This window comes from Pseudomonas sp. NPDC096950 (genome assembly GCF_044762525.1).
GTDB lineage: Bacteria > Pseudomonadota > Gammaproteobacteria > Pseudomonadales > Pseudomonadaceae > Aquipseudomonas.
The window spans coordinates 3,699-20,698 of record NZ_JBIWEL010000004.1 but is presented as its reverse complement, the minus strand read 5'-3'; the positions used below and the strand labels follow the sequence as shown (position 1 = coordinate 20,698).

The following is a 17,000-nucleotide window of genomic DNA, read 5'->3' as shown; positions in this document are numbered from 1 at the left end:
TCGAAGAAGTCCGGCAGGTCGTGGATGCGGTGCTGAGTAAACGCCTGCGGGCCCAGGCTCGTCAGCTTGGCGTCAGCGCGGCGAGTGTTTATCACTTGGCCTGGGCGCAGGTCCTGGCCAGCGTTTCGGGCAAGGATGACGTGGTGTTCGGCACGGTGCTGTTGGGTCGGATGCAGGGCGGCGAGGGCGCCGATCGGGCGCTGGGCATGTTCATCAACACCTTGCCGTTGCGCGTCAGCCTCGGCGCACAAGGTGTGCGCGCGGGGATCAAGGCAACCCACGCGCGCTTGACCGCGTTGCTCGGTCACGAACATGCGTCGCTGGTGCTGGCGCAGCGCTGCAGCGGCGTGACCGCGCCGACGCCGTTGTTCAGTGCGTTGCTCAATTACCGTCACCTCGGCACACGGCCGGTCTCCAGTGACGCCATTGCGGCCTGGGACGGTATCCAGACGCTGGACGGCGAAGAACGCACCAACTATCCGCTGACCTTGTCGGTGGATGACCTCGGTGAAGGCTTCAACCTGACCGTCATGGCTTCGGCACAGATTGGCGCCGGGCGCGTGTGCGGCTACATGCAGTCGGTGCTGGAGAATCTGGTCGAGGCGCTGGAGCAAAACCCGCAAGCGCCGTTGCATGGCTTGAACATCCTGCCGGCGGCCGAGCGTTTGCAGTTGCTGGAGACGTGGAACGCGCCGGTTGGCGAATACGCCAGCGATCACACCATTCATGGTTTGTTTGAAGCCAGGGCCGCGACGCAGCCTGATGCCGTGGCGGTGGTGTTTGAAGCGTTGACCCTGACTTATGGTGAGCTCAATGCACGGGCCAACCAGGTCGCGCATCACTTGATCAGGTTGGGCATTCGCCCTGATGATCGGGTGGCGATTTGTGTCGGGCGTGGCCTGGAGATGATCGTCGGGCTGCTGGGGATCCTGAAGGCCGGCGCCGGTTATGTGCCGCTGGACCCGGCTTATCCGCAGGATCGCATTACCTACATGCTGGAAGACAGCGCACCGGTTGCGGTGTTGGCCCAAGCTTCCACGCAGTGGTTGCTGAAGGCGGTCGCGGTGCCGGTTGTTGATCTTGATGGCGGCAGCTGGCAGGGCGAATCCGTTGCCAATCCTGATGTTGCAGACCTGACGTCTGCGCATCTGGCCTACGTGATCTACACCTCCGGTTCGACAGGTTTGCCGAAAGGCGTGATGGTCGAGCACCGCAACGTCGCCCGGTTGTTTTCGGCGACTGAGGCGTGGTTCGACTTCGGACCGCAGGATGTCTGGGCGCTGTTCCACTCGTTTGCCTTCGACTTCTCGGTCTGGGAAATCTGGGGCGCGTTGACCCATGGCGGTCGTTTGCTGGTGGTGCCGCAACTGGTCAGCCGTTCCCCGGCGGATTGTTATGTGCTGCTGTGTGAGGCCGGCGTCACGGTGTTGAACCAGACGCCGAGCGCGTTCCGACAGTTGATTGCCGCCCAGGACGCCACGGCCCATAGCCTGCGCCAGGTGATTTTCGGCGGTGAAGCGCTGGACACCGGGATTCTCAAACCTTGGTATGCCCGGTCGCAGAACGCGCAAACGCAACTGGTCAACATGTATGGCATTACCGAAACCACGGTGCACGTGACTTATCGCCCACTGACAGCGGCGGATGCGCAACTGGTCGGCGTCAGCCCGATCGGCGGGCGCATTCCCGATCTGCAACTGTACGTGCTCGATGCTCGGCGCGAGCCAGTGCCCGTCGGCGTGGTCGGCGAAATGTACGTCGGCGGCGCGGGTGTGGCCCGTGGTTACCTGAACCGTCCTGAACTCAACAACGAACGCTTTATCCCCGACACCTTCAGCCGCCGTGCCGATGCGCGCCTGTACCGCACGGGCGACCTCGGTCGCTGGCTGGCGGACGGCACGGTCGAATACCTCGGTCGCAATGACGACCAGGTGAAGATTCGCGGTTTCCGCATCGAACTGGGTGAAATCGAGGCCAAACTGGCGGCTTGCGAGCATGTGCGTGAAGCCGTGGTCATCGCCCGTGAAGACGAACCGGGCGACAAACGCCTGGTGGCCTACGTGATTGCCGATCAGGACGCGGAGTTGTCAGCCGCTGATTTGCGCACGCAGTTACTGGAATCCTTGGCCGAGTACATGGTGCCCAGCGCCTTCGTGATGCTGTCTGCATTCCCGTTGACCACCAATGGCAAACTGGATCGCAAGGCACTGCCGGCGCCGGATTCGGCGGCGTATGCCAATCGCGAATACGCCGCCCCGCAAGGCGAAGTCGAAAGCACCATCGCCGCCATCTGGCAGGACCTGCTGAAAATCGAGCAGATCGGCCGGCATGACAATTTCTTCGAACTCGGCGGGCATTCGCTGCTGGCCGTGAAACTCATCGAACGCATGCGCCAGGTTGATCTCGCCGCTGACGTTCGCGTCCTGTTTGGCCAACCGACATTGGCCGCGCTGGCCGCTGCCGTGGGCGAGCAAACCGAAGTGCGGGTCCCGGCGAATCGGATTGCAATCGATTGCCAACGCATCACCCCGGACATGCTGCCGCTGGCCGACCTGGATCAGCAGGCCATCGACCGCATCGTCGCCACCGTGCCGGGTGGCGTCGCCAACGTGCAGGATATCTACGCGCTGGCGCCGTTGCAGGAGGGGATCTTGTATCACCACCTCGCGGCCACCCAGGGCGATCCGTACGTGCTGCAAGTGTTGTTCGGTTTTGATGGCCGTGACCGCGTGGACGCGTTTGCCCAGGCCTTGCAGAGCGTGGTGTCCCGTAACGACATCCTGCGCACCAGCATGGTCTGGCAAGGGCTGGCCGCACCGGTGCAAGTGGTCTGGCGCCGGGCGCAGATGGTGGTCGAGGAAGTCGCGACCGACCCGGCGGCGGGGGATGTGGTGCAGCAACTGCACGAGCGTTTCGATCCGCGTCACTATCGACTGGATATCTCCCAAGCCCCGCTGATGCGCCTGGCCTATGCGCAAGATCCGGCGAATAACCGCTGGGTTGGCATGTTGCTGTTCCATCACATGGCGCTGGACCACACCGCTCTTGAAGTGGTGGTGCACGAAATGCAGGCCAACCTGCTGGGCCAGTCGGAACAGCTCAGCGCCGCGGTGCCGTACCGCAATCATGTGGCCCAGGCCCGATTGGGCGTGAGCCGCGAACAACACGAAGCGTTCTTCCGCGACATGCTCGGCGATATCGACGAGCCGACATTGCCCTTCGGTTTGCAGGATGTGCAGGGCGATGGCAGTGGGATCGTAGAACAACATCAGATGGTCGATACGGCGCTGGCCGTGCGTCTGCGGGTGCAGGCGCGGCAGCTTGGCGTGAGTGCGGCGAGCCTGGTTCACCTGGCCTGGGCGCAGGTGGTCGGTCGGGTGTCGGGTCGTGAAGAAGTGGTGTTCGGCACCGTGCTGATGGGGCGGATGCAGGGCGGCGAGGGCGCTGATCGGGCGCTCGGCATGTTCATCAACACCTTGCCACTGCGTGTAAGCGTTGGCGCACAAGGCACCCGCGCCGGGGTCAAGGCGACCCACGCGCAACTCTCGGCGTTGCTCGGTCACGAGCATGCCTCGCTGTCCCTGGCCCAGCGTTGCAGTGGCGTACCGAGTTCGTTGCCGCTGTTCAGCACCTTGCTCAACTATCGCCACAGCGCTGGTGAAGCGGTGTCGGATCAGGCGGTTTCGGCGTGGCACGGGATTCAAACCCTGAGCATGGAAGAACGCACCAACTACCCGTTGTGCCTGAACGTGGATGATCTGGGCGAGGGCTTTATGCTGACCGCGCAGGCAGTGGTCGAGGTCGGGGCGCAGCGGGTTTGCGACTTTATGCACTCGGCGCTGGGTGCGCTGGTTGAGGCGCTGGAGAACGCGCCGGAGTCGCCGTTGCGTGGGTTGTCGATCATGCCGGTGGCGGAGCGTTTGAAACTTCTGGTTGAGTTCAATACGACTGAGGCTTCGTACCCGCTGAATCAGACGGTTCATGGGTTGTTTGAGGCTCAGGTTGAGCGCACGCCGGATGCGGTGGCGGTGGTTCATGGTTTAAAACACCTGAGTTATCGCGAGCTGAATGAACGGGCGAACCGCTTGGCGCATTACCTGCGCGGGCAGGGTGTAATATCTGATTCGCGGGTGGCGATTTGTGTTGAACGCTCGGCCGATATGGTCGTCGGGTTGTTGGCGATCTTGAAGGCGGGGGGGGGTTATGTGCCGCTGGATCCGGCTTATCCGCTGGATCGGATTGCCTACATGCTGGAGGACAGCGCGCCGGCCGTGGTGTTGGCGCAGGCTTCGACGCTCGGGCTTCTGAGTGCGGCTTCGATGCCGGTGATCGATCTGGATAGTGGCGTTTGGAAAGACGAATCCGTCGCCAACCCGTCGATTGAAGGGCTGACGTCGGCGCACCTGGCTTATGTGATCTACACCTCGGGTTCGACCGGTCTGCCGAAAGGCGTGATGATCGAGCACCGCAACACCGTGAACTTCCTGACCTGGGCGCATCGTTCGTTCGATGAATCCACGTTGGCCAAAACCCTGTTCTCGACTTCGCTGAACTTCGACTTGGCGGTCTACGAATGCTTCGCGCCGCTGACTTCCGGCGGCAGCATTACGGTCGTGAAGAATGTGTTGGAACCACAACACGACATCACTTTGATCAACACCGTACCGTCAGCGCTTAAAGCCTTGTTGGAGTCGGGCGGTGTGAGCGAAGGCGTGCACACGATCAACGTTGCCGGTGAGGCGCTGAAAAGAAGCCTCGTGGAAAACCTGTTCGAACAGACCAGCGTCAAGCGCCTGTGCAACCTCTACGGCCCCTCGGAAACCACAACCTATTCAAGTTGGGTGTCGATGGACCGCGAAGACGGTTTCGCTGCGCACATCGGCAAACCCGTGGCCAACACTCGGTTTTACTTGCTGGATGAACACGGTCAGCCAGTGCCATTGGGCGTTGCGGGTGAGATCTACATCGGTGGCGCTGGCGTGGCGCGCGGTTACCTGAACCGCGACGACCTCACCGCCGAGCGCTTCCTTGACGATCCTTTCCAAACAAGCGGCCGGATGTATAGAACGGGCGACTTGGGGCGCTACCTCCCGGACGGCAACATCGAATACCTGGGCCGTAACGACGATCAGGTGAAAATCCGCGGCTTCCGCATCGAACTCGGCGAGATCGAAACCAAACTCACCCAACACCTCGATATCCACGAAACTGTGGTGCTGGCTCGCGAAGACGTCCCGGGCGACAAACGCCTGGTCGCGTACTACACCGCGCCGACAACCCTCGATATCGACGCGTTACGCCGTCACCTGCAAACACAGCTCCCGGACTACATGGTCCCGGCCGCCTACGTTCATCTCGATAAACTGCCACTGACCCCGAACGGCAAACTCGACCGCAAGGCACTGCCAGCGCCGGATCTGGACTCCGTCATCACCCGAGGTTACGAAGCCCCGGTCGGTGAAGTCGAAATCGCCCTGGCGCACATCTGGCAAGACCTGCTCGGTCTGCCGCAAGTCGGGCGTCAGGATCAGTTCTTCGAACTCGGCGGCCATTCGTTGCTGGCGATTCAACTGATTTCCCAGGTGCGTTTGCGCCTCGGCGTAGAACTCGGCTTGACCGAGCTGTTCGCCCAGCCTGAACTCGCCGCACTGGCACAAGCCGTGGCCCAGGCCAGTCGCAGCACCTTGCCGGAGATCGTCACGGTTTCCCGCGAAGAAGACTTGCCGCTGTCCTTCGCCCAACAGCGCCTGTGGTTCCTGGCGCAGATGGAAGGTGGCAGCGCGGCGTATCACATGCCGGCGGGCCTGCGTCTGCGCGGCACGTTGGACACCGATGCCCTGCAACGGGCACTGGACCGCATCGTCTTGCGTCACGAAGCCTTGCGCACGACCTTTGTTCAGGCTCAAGGCGAGGAGGCTTTGCAACGAACCGCTCACGCCGATATTGGCTTCAAGCTCATTCGTCACGACCTGCACGGTCAGGCCGATGCCGAAGCACAACTGCACGTGTTGGCGGCCGAAGAAGCCATCGAATTGTTTGATCTGGAGCACGGCCCGCTGATTCGGGGCCGACTGATCCGCCTCGATGCCCAGGACCATGTGCTGCTGGTGACCATGCACCACATCGTCTCCGACGGTTGGTCGATTGGCGTGCTGACCACGGAACTGGCGGCGCTGTATGAAGCGTTCCGTCACGGTCTGGAAGATCCGTTGCCAGCGCTGACCGTGCAATACGCGGATTACGCCGTGTGGCAACGTCGCTGGTTGAGCGGCGAAGTGCTGCAAACCCAGAACCATTACTGGCAACAAACCCTGGCCGATGCGCCAGCGCTGCTGATGCTGCCGACCGACCGGCCTCGTCCACCGCAACAGGATTACTCGGGTGCCGCCATTCCGCTGGTCTTTGACGAAGCCCTGACCAGCGGCCTCAAAACCTTGAGCCAACGCCACGGCACCACGCTGTACACGACGCTGATGACCGGTTGGGCGCTGTTGCTCAGCCGTCTCTCGGGCCAGGATGAAGTGGTGATCGGTTCGCCGGTGGCCAACCGCACCCGCGCCGAAGTCGAAGGCTTGATCGGCTTCTTCGTCAACACCCTGGCGGTGCGGGTCGATGTCTCCGGTGCGCCGAACGTTGAAACCTTACTCGCTCGGGTCAAGGCGCAAACCCTCGGGGCCCAGGCCCATCAGGACTTGCCGTTCGAGCAGGTGGTTGAAGCGCTGAACCCGGTGCGCAGCCTGGCTCACAGTCCATTGTTCCAGGCGATGTTGTCCTGGCAGACGGCGGGCGGCGCCGATCTGGTGCTCGGTGAACTGAAACTTGAAGGCTTGGGCGTGGCCAACCACGTGGCCAAGTTCGACTTGTCGCTGGAACTCGGTGAGATTCAGGGGCAACTGTTCGGCAGCCTGGAATACGCCACGGCGTTGTTCGATGAAGCCACCGTGCAGCGTTATCTCGGGTATTTCGAGCGCGTGCTGCGTGGCATGGTTGCGGACGATCAGGCGCAAGTCGATCACATCGAACTGCTCGATGCCGGCGAACGCCAGCGACTGTTGGTTGACCTCAACGCCACCGAAACGCCGTATCCACGCGATCGAACGATCCATCAATTGTTCGAAGCGCAAGTTGCCGCCCAGCCTGACGCCATTGCGGTGGTGTTTGACGGCGAGCAACTGAGTTACGCAGAACTCAATCGCCAGGCCAACCAGATGGCGCATCACCTGATCGGGCTGGGTATCCGCCCGGATGATCGGGTGGCGATTTGCGTCGAACGTGGTGCCGAAATGCTGGTGGGTCTGTTGGCGATCCTCAAGTCCGGCGCCGGTTATGTGCCGCTTGATCCGGCCTATCCGGCTGAACGACTGGCCTACATGCTGACCGACAGCACGCCTGCGGTGTTGCTGACCCAACGGGCGTTGCAGGATCGTTTGCCGGTGCTCGACGTGCCGGTGGTCCTGCTCGATAAAGCCGAACGCATCGTCGACGGCTATGACGACAACCCTGTGATCCAGTCGCTCGGCGTGCGCCATTTGGCCTACGTGATCTACACCTCCGGTTCAACCGGCACCCCGAAAGGCGTGATGATCGAACATCGCGGGCTGGTCAACTACACCCTCGACGCCATTCGGTTGTTCGGGCTCACAAATGCCGACACCGTGTTGCAACAAAACACCCTGAACTTCGACTTGTCGGTAGAGGAAATCTTCCCAGCGCTGATCGCCGGCGCCACGTTGGCACCGAGCCGCAACATCTTCGGCACCTCCCAGGACGACATCCGTCCCACCTTCCTGCACCTGACCGCCGCTCACTGGCACACCCTGGCTGCCGAGTGGCACTACAACCCGGCGCTGGCGCAAGAACAACTGCGTGACGTGCGCCTGATCAACGTCACCGGCGATGCACTCTCAACTCAAAAGCTGCAAATGTGGGAACAGATTCGTCCGGCGCACACCCAACTGGTCAACACCTACGGCCCGACCGAAGCCACGGTGTCCTGCACCGCGAGTTACGTGACCTTTGAAGCGCTCAACAGCAACGCGAGCATTGGTACGCCGATGGCCAACACGCGGATTTACCTGCTCGATGCGCACCTGCAACCAGTGCCCTTCGGCGTCACCGGCGAAATTTACATCGGCGGCGACGGCGTGGCTCGGGGTTACCTCAACCTCGACGCAGTCACTGCTGAACGCTTCCTCGCCGATCCATTCAGCAGCGTACACAACGCCAGGATGTACAAAACCGGCGACCTCGCACGTTACCGTCCGGATGGCGGCCTCGAATACCAGGGCCGTAACGACTTCCAGGTCAAGGTTCGCGGTTTCCGTATCGAACTCGGCGAGATCGAAGCCAAGCTTGGCGACTGCAACGGCGTGAAAGAAGCCGCCGTGATCGTCCGCGAAGACGCGCCGGGCGAAAAACGCCTGGTCGCCTACGTCGTGCCACAAACCGGCATCACCCTGACCGCCGCCAATCTGCGCGCCCAACTGGCACCGCAACTGGCCGAATATATGCTGCCGAGCGCCTTCGTCAGCCTCGAAGCGTTGCCGCTGACGCCCAACCGCAAACTCGACCGCCAGGCCCTGCCAATACCCGACGCCGAGGCCTACGCCAGCCGCAGCCACGAAGCGCCGCAAGGCACCACGGAAATCGCCCTGGCGCAGATCTGGCAAGACCTGCTCAAGGTTGACGCCGTGGGCCGCCACGACCATTTCTTCGAACTCGGCGGCCACTCACTGCTGGTCATGCGCCTGATCTCGCAAGTTCGCCAGCAGCTCGGCGTAGAGATGAACCTGACCGACGTCTTCGCCCACCCGAGCCTGATCGCCCTGGCACAAGTCCTCTCCCAAGCCGTGCAAAGCACTCAGCCGGATATCGTCCCGGTGTCCCGCGACCAGGCTTTGCTACTGTCCTTCGCGCAACAGCGCCTGTGGTTCCTCGCGCAACTGGAAGGCGCGAGTGCGGCGTATCACATTCCCACCGGCCTGCGGTTGCGCGGCGAACTGGACAACATCGCGCTGACCCGCGCCTTGAACCGGATCGTCGCCCGTCACGAAGCCCTGCGCACGACGTTCGTGCAGGAACACGGCCGGGACGCGGAGCAACGCATTGCCGACGCCGACTGCGGTTTCGCCTTGCAATTGCATTCGCTGGCGAAGCACCCGGAAGCCGAAGCCGAACTGCTGATCATGGCTGCGGAAGAGGCTCGCGAGGCCTTTGACCTGGAGCGAGGTCCGCTGATTCGCGGGCGTCTGGTGCGCATGGCCGAAGACGATCATGTGTTGCTGGTAACCATGCACCACATCGTCTCGGACGGCTGGTCCGCCGACGTACTGACCCGGGAATTGGGTGTGTTGTATGAAGCGTTCCGCGCCGGAAGCGCAGATCCGCTGCCGGAGCTGTCGGTGCAATACGCCGACTATGCGATCTGGCAACGCCTGTGGCTCACCGGCGACGTGTTGGATCAACAGGAACGCTACTGGCAGCAGGCTTTGACTGGCGCGCCGGCCTTGTTGACCTTGCCGACTGATCGGCCACGTCCGGCGCAGCAGGATTACTCCGGCAGTGCCGTCGGCCTCGCACTCGACGAAACCCTGACCAGCGAGCTCAAAGCCTTGAGTCAACACCAGGGCACCACGTTGTTCATGACGATCATGGCCGCGTGGGCCACGGTGCTGAGTCGCTTGTCCGGGCAGAGTGATGTGGTGATTGGCACGCCGGCAGCGAACCGCTTGCGGGCCGAGGTGGAAGACTTGATCGGCTTCTTCGTCAACACCCTGGCGCTGCGCGTCGAGGTGTCGGCGGAGCTGACCGTCGAAGCCCTGCTGCAACAAGTGAAAGCCCAAACCCTCGGCGCCCAGGCTCATCAGGATTTGCCGTTCGAACAAGTGGTGGAAGTGGTCCGGCCGGTGCGCAGCCTGTCCCACAGCCCGGTGTTCCAGGCCATGTTGTCGTGGCAGAACACTCAAGGCGCCGGCCTGGAACTGGGCGACATGACCCTGCAAGGACTGGGTGTCACCAGCCGCACCGCGAAGTTCGATGTGCTGCTGGACATGGCGGAAATCGGTGGCCGACTGTTCGGTTCGCTGGAGTATGCGACGGCGCTGTTTGACCAGTCGACGATGGAGCGTTACCTCGGTTACCTCGAGTGTGTGCTGCGCGGCATGGTCGCCGACGAACACGCCGTACTGGCGCAGATTCCGTTGCTGGGTGACGAGGAACGTCTGCATCTGCTGGAAACCTTTAACAGCACCGCCGTCGAGTATCCGCAGGGTTTGACCTTGCACGGGTTGTTCGAAGCGCAGGTGACTTCGGGCCCGGATGCGATCGCCGTGAGCTTTGAAAACAGTCACTGGACGTATGCCGAACTGAACCGCAGCGCCAACCAGATTGCCCATCGCTTGATTGAACTGGGCATCCGCCCGGATGACCGCGTGGCGATTTGCGTGGACCGCAGCCTGGAGATGCTTGCGGGGCTGCTGGGGATTCTGAAGTCCGGCGCCGCGTATGTGCCGCTGGATCCGGATTATCCGGCTGATCGACTGACCTACATGCTGGAAAACAGTGCGCCAACGGTGGTTCTGACCCAGCATACGTTGCAGGCCAGCCTGCCGGCGACAAATGCGCAGATTTTGCTGCTGGATGGGGAAGGGTTCTCAACCCAACCAACCACCAACCCTGTCGTAGAAGGCCTGAAATCAGCCAACTTGGCCTACGTGATCTACACCTCCGGATCGACCGGGATGCCCAAAGGTGTGATGAACGAACATGCCGGTGTGGTTAACCGTCTGCTGTGGATGCAGGACGAATACCAACTGACACCTGCGGACACCGTGCTGCAAAAGACCCCATTCAGCTTCGACGTCTCGGTCTGGGAGTTCTTCTGGCCGCTGTTCACCGGCGCACGCCTGGTCATGGCCCGTCCCGGCGGTCATCGCGAACCGGCGTACCTGCGCGAAGTCATCCAAACCGAAGGCATCACAACGCTGCACTTTGTGCCGTCGATGCTGGATGTGTTCCTGGCCGCAGGCGATGTCAGCGATTGCAAAGGCCTGGTGCGGGTGATGTGCAGCGGTGAAGCATTGCCGGGTCAACTGGTGCGACGCTTCAAGCTGCAACTGCCGGGCACCGAGTTGCACAACCTCTACGGCCCGACCGAAGCCGCCGTCGATGTCACGGCGTGGAACTGCGCCGGCCCCGACACGCCGGACAGCACGCCGATTGGCAAACCGGTGGCCAACACGCAAATCTACCTGCTCGATGCCCACCAGCAGCCTGTGCCGATGGGTGTGGCGGGGGAGATCTACATCGCGGGCGTTCAAGTCGCGCGGGGCTATCTGCATCGTCCGGAACTGACGGTCGAACGCTTCCTTCGCGACCCGTTCAGCTCCAAGCCGAATGCCCGGATGTACCGCACCGGCGACTTGGGCCGCTACCTGGCGGACGGCAATATCGTCTACCTGGGCCGCAACGACGATCAGGTCAAGATTCGCGGTTTCCGCATCGAACTGGGCGAAATCGAGGCGCGTCTCAGCGGACATCCGGCCGTGCTGGAAGCCGTGGTGATCGCCCGCGAGGATGAGCCCGGCGACAAGCGCCTGGTGGCCTATTACACCTTGCAACTGCAAGACCAACCGGTGGACATCCAGGCCCTGCGTGCGCATCTGCACATTCAGTTGCCGGAATACATGGTGCCGGCCGCCTACGTGCGCCTCGACGCGTTGCCACTGACCCCGAACGGCAAACTCGACCGCAAGGCCTTGCCTGCGCCGGACCTGGATGCGCTGGTGACCCACGGTTACGAGGCACCGCAAGGTCCGGTCGAAACCACCCTGGCGCAACTCTGGGCCGAACTGCTCAAGGTCGAGCAGGTCGGTCGTCACGATCACTTCTTCGAACTGGGCGGTCATTCGCTGCTGGCGGTCACGCTGATCGAACGCATGCGCCAGGCCGGTTTAAGCGCTGATGTGCGGGTGCTGTTCGGCCAGCCGACGCTCGCCGCGTTGGCAGCAGCAGTGGGTGGCGGCATGGAAATCGTGGTGCCGGTCAACGGCATTACCCCGGATTGCCAGCGCATAACCCCGGACATGCTGCCGCTGACCACGCTGTCCCAAGAGGAAATCGAACACGTTGTCGCGCGCATTCCCGGCGGCGTAGCGAATGTTCAGGACATCTATGCCCTGGCGCCGTTGCAGGAAGGGATTTTGTATCACCACCTGGTGGCGCAGCAGGGCGATCTTTATCTGCAACAGGCGTTGTTCAACCTGGCGGACCGGGCGCGGCTGGAGGCCTTCGTCGATGCGTTGCAAGGCGTGATCGGTCGCCACGATATCCTGCGCACCGCCGTGCTCTGGGAAGGGCTGCGCGAGCCGGTGCAAGTGGTCCTGCGCGAAGCCCGATTGATCGTGGACGAGTGCGTTGTCGAGCACGGCGATGTCTCGGCACAGCTTCGCGAACGTTTCGACCCGAGCCACTACCGTCTCGATGTGCGCGAGGCACCGTTGATGCGCCTGGCCTTCGCCTATGACGAAGCCCATCAGCATTGGGTGGCCTTGCTGCTGTTCCATCACATCGCCCTCGACCACACCGCGCTGGAAGTGATCCAGCACGAAATGCAGGCGTACTTGCTGGGCCAGCAAGTGCATTTGGGCGAAGCCGTGCCGTACCGCAACTATGTGGCGCAGGCTCGACTCGGCATGAGCGAAAGCGCTCACGAAGCGTTTTTCAGCGACATGCTCAGCGACATCAAGGAACCGACCTTGCCGTTCGGCCTGCACGATGTGGAGGGCGACGCCACTGGCGTCGAGCAAGCGCAGTTGGTGGTGGAAGAAGGCTTGAGCCGACGTCTGCGAGCGCAGGCTCGGCAGTTGGGCGTCAGCGCCGCGAGCCTGCATCACCTGGCGTGGGCGCAAGTGGTGGCGGGCGTGTCCGGTCAGGAAGACGTGGTGTTCGGCACTGTCCTGATGGGCCGGATGCAGGGCGGCGAGGGCGCTGATCGTGCCTTGGGGCTGTTCATCAACACCTTGCCGTTGCGGGTGGACGTCGGAACCCTGGGCGCAAAAGCCGGGGTGAAGGCGACACATACACGTCTCGCCGCATTGCTCGGCCACGAACACGCCTCGTTGGCCCTGGCACAACGTTGCAGTGGCGTGGCGGCACCGGCGCCGCTGTTCAGCGCGTTGCTGAACTATCGACACAGCGCCTCCCAGGTCACCAGCGAGGCGCAATCAGCCTGGAGCGGGATCGAAGGCTTGGGCGGCGAAGAGTGGAGCAACTATCCGCTGTCGCTGAACGTCGACGATCTCGGCGAACCGTTTGTGCTCACGGCGTTGGTGGTTTCGCAGATTGGCGCGAAACGGGTCTGCGGCTATATGCACGCGGCACTGGAAAGCCTGGTCGATGCCCTTGAACGCACACCGGAAGCGCCGCTGCGCAGCCTGTCGATCCTGCCGTTGAGCGAGCGTCAGAAACTGCTGGTCGAGTTCAACGCCACTGACGCGGTCTACCCGCAAGAGCAAACGGTGCATAGCCTGTTCGAAGCCCAGGCTGCGGCGCGTCCCGAAGCAATTGCCGTCGAGCATGCCGGGCAGCAACTGACCTACGGCGAGCTGGAGAAACGGGCTAATCGCTTGGCGCATTACCTGCGCGGCCAAGGTGTCACACCGCAAGCACGTGTGGCGATTCTGCTGAATCGTTCGTTCGACCTGATCATCAGTGAACTGGCGATCCTCAAGTGCGCCGCCGTGTATGTGCCGCTGGATCACCATGCACCGCAGGATCGCCAGCGCTTCATGCTGGAGGACAGCGCGGCGACGTTGATCCTGACCACCAGCGACCGGATTGTCCCCGAAGGCACGTTGCGGGTGGATCTGGACACGTTACTGCTACCGGATGAGTTGCCCGCCGCTGCACCGATCCAGGCCAGCGATACCCCGGCGTACATCATGTACACCTCGGGTTCCACCGGCCAACCGAAGGGCGTGATCGTGCCGCACCTGGCCATCGGCCGACTGGTAATCAACAACGGTTACGCAGACTTTGCCGAACAGGACCGCGTGGCTTTCGCTTCGAACCCGGCGTTCGACGCCAGCACCATGGAAGTGTGGGGCGCGCTACTCAACGGTGGGCGGATCGTCGTGATTGATCACGAAGCGTTGCTCAACCCGACGTCATTCGCCGAGGTGCTGACGGACTCGAGTGCCACGGTGCTGTTCCTGACCACGGCCATGTTCAACCAGTACGTGATGCTGATCCCGGACGCCCTGGCACGCCTGCGCATTCTGATGTGCGGTGGCGAGCGAGCGGACCCGATGTCGTTACGACGTCTGTTGGCCCACGCGCCGGCGTTGCAGTTGTTGAATTGCTACGGCCCCACCGAGACCACAACCTTCGCCACCACGCAAAGGGTGACGGCGGTGCCGGAAGGCGCAGTGAACATCCCCATCGGCCGGCCGATTTCCAACACTCGCCTCTACATCCTCAACGGGGCCGGGCAACCGGTGCCGGTCGGGGTGGCGGGGGAAATTCATATCGGCGGCGCCGGTGTGGCCCTGGGGTATTTGAATCGTCCTGAATTGACCAAGGAGAGTTTTATCATCGACCCATTCAGCGACACCACAGGGGCACGCCTGTACCGCACCGGCGACCTCGGGCGCTGGTTGCCCGACGGCAGCGTCGAATACCTCGATCGCAATGACGGCCAGGTGAAAATTCGCGGTTTCCGCATCGAACTCGGAGAAATCGAAGCCCGCCTGCACCTGTGCGACGGCGTGCGTGAAGCCTGGGTGATGGCGCGGGAAGACAGCCCGGGTGACAAGCGCCTGGTGGCTTACTTCACCGTGCAGTCCCGGGGTGAACACCTCGACGCCGAGACCTTGCGCCAACAACTGCAATCGTTGTTGCCGGAATACATGATCCCGGCAGCCTTTGTGAAACTCGACGCGCTGCCGCTGACGCTCAACGGCAAGGTCGATGTCCGCGCACTGCCGGCGCCGGAAGCCGACGCCTATGCCAGCCGTGACTACGAGGCCCCGCTGGGCGATTTGGAAACCACGTTGGCCGGGCTGTGGGCTGAAGTGCTGAAGCTGGACCGGATCGGCCGCCATGACAACTTCTTCGAAATGGGCGGACATTCTCTGCTGGCAATCCGCTTGATCGGGCTGTTGGCCCAGGCTGACTTGAACGTTTCCCTCGCCGAGTTGTTCCAGCACGAAAGCATCGCGTCCATGGCGTCGCTGCTGGAATCGCGCAGCAGCGATGCTTCGTCACCAACGGGGATTCTGCCGGTGCGCGAGGCGGGCACGCAGAATCCGCTGTTCCTGGTGCATGAATTCAGTGGCCTCGACGTCTACTTCCCGGCGCTGGGCAAGCATATCGATCCGGATACCCCGGTCTACGGCTTGCCGGGCATTCCCTGGGGCGAAGAGCAGTTGCAGACCATGGAATGTCTGGCGACCCGCTTGTTGGGCATCATCCGTTCGGTGCAACCGCAAGGGCCGTACCACTTGGCCGGCTGGTCGTTCGGTGGGGTGCTGGCCTACGAGATCGCCATTCAACTGATTGGCCTGGACGAGAAGGTCGAATTCCTCGGCCTGATCGACACCTACCTGCCGCGCCTGGTGGATCAGGGCCGGGCACGCTGGTCGCCGGTCGATGCGCACAAAGTGCATCTGCTGGACCGTTGCGAAGTGTTCTGGAAAGCCCAGGACTCGGACGTCACCGCAATCCTGGCGCAACTGACCCGCTTGCAGGTGAACAGCTTCGACTTTGATGGACTGGTGCAGCATTGCGCCGATGAAGGTTTGCTGCCGCCGGAACTGGCCGACTACAGCGCCGCGCAACTGTGGCAGTACCTGGATCGCGAGGTGGCGCACGGTCACGCATTGGCCCACTACACGGTGTACCCGGTCAGCGCGCCGGTGCACCTGTTCATTGCGGAAGAACGCAAGGACGACGCCCCCGCGCATTCCGGCTATCTGGGATGGGACGCCGTACTACCGAAGGCGCAGATCCAATGCGTCACGGTGCCCGGCAATCACCAGACCATGATGCAGGCGCCGCATATCCAGACCCTGGCGCGGTTCATCGACGAGGCACTGCACACCGCCGCGACACGTCCGGCAGCCGTCCCGTCGAAGACCGACTACCAACCACTGCTGACCATCCAGGGCGGGCGTTCCGGCCAGGCACCGATCTTCTGCGTGCCGGGGGCGGGTGACAGCGTGACCGGGTTTATCGGCCTGACCGATGCCTTCGGGCCGGACTGGCCGATTCATGGCTTGCAACCCCGTGGACTGGACGGCACCACCGTGCCTTACAGCCTGGTGGAAACCGCCGCCGAGGCTTATCTGGAAGCGGTGGAGCGGGTGCAACCCGAAGGGCCGGTGCACTTGCTCGGGCACTCCTTCGGCGGCTGGATCGTGTTCGAGATGGCCGCGCGTTTGCGCGCCAATGGCCGTGATGTGGCGTCCCTGACGTTGATCGACAGCGAGTCACCGGGCGGCAATGGGGTGGTCGGCAAACCCTATACCGCGACCGGCGTGTTGAAGCGCTTGATCGAAGCGATGCAACTGGCGTCCGGCAAATCCCTGGGCATTGATGCCACGGCGTTCAGTCAGCAGGACGACGCCGGGCAGATGCGCATGTTGCACGCCGGCATGGTGCGCGCCGGGATGTTGCCCCAGCGTTCGGCGGCGAACGCCATGAACGGACCTGCACGAGCCTTCGGCACGGCGCTGCGCACGGTCTATCAACCTGAACATCAATACACCGGGCCGGTGCGCCTGGTGCTGGCTGACGATCCGACCCTGGACACAGCCGGTAACAAACGCGAGCAAGAAGAAATGATCGAAGGCTGGCGCAAGCATGTACCCAATCTGAGTATCTGGTACGGTCCGGGCAACCATTTCACCATCCTCAAGGCACCACACGTACACAACCTGGCTGCCTGGTGGCAGGACAGCCTTCCGATCCTCGATGAGGAGGCCGCCAATGACTACGTCTAG

1 protein-coding gene (only partly in view) is annotated in these 17,000 nt (G+C 62.5%); it reads left to right on the top strand.

What is annotated here, in order from left to right; genetic code table 11:
* Window positions 1-17,000 carry the 3' portion of a non-ribosomal peptide synthase/polyketide synthase gene (locus tag ACIQY3_RS09325; protein WP_403018790.1) on the top strand. Its footprint begins 13,834 nt before the window's first position, so only the last 17,000 of its 30,834 coding nucleotides appear in the window; the start codon falls outside the window, past its left edge; its stop codon occupies window positions 16,998-17,000.